We start from the raw sequence: 255 nt of genomic DNA, 5'->3' as shown, positions 1-255 counted from the left end.
ATGAAGAGTCTTGAGACCGAGAATGCTCGGCTTCGAAAAGCCATCGCCGATTTGACGCTGGACAAGCTGATCCTGCAGGAGGCGTCCCGGGGAAGACGTCTCGAGCCCTGCGCGCCGACGCGCCTGTATCGAGCACATCATGCGGACGATGACCGTCTCCGAGCGCCGTGCCTGCAGGGCGCTCGGACAGCATCGCTCGACACAGCGCAAGGTACCGCGGGGCCGCGATGATGAAGAGGCGCTGACGGCCGATCT

At 63.9% G+C, this 255-nt stretch carries 1 pseudogene; it reads left to right on the top strand.

Features of this window, described 5'->3' with window-relative positions:
• Window positions 1–255: pseudogene (locus tag FV230_RS29255) on the top strand (IS3 family transposase); the annotation flags it as partial.

It is taken from the genome of Methylobacterium sp. WL6, assembly GCF_008040095.1.
GTDB lineage: Bacteria > Pseudomonadota > Alphaproteobacteria > Rhizobiales > Beijerinckiaceae > Methylobacterium.
The sequence above is the reverse complement of the archived record's forward strand: the minus strand, read 5'-3'. Positions and strand labels throughout refer to the sequence as shown.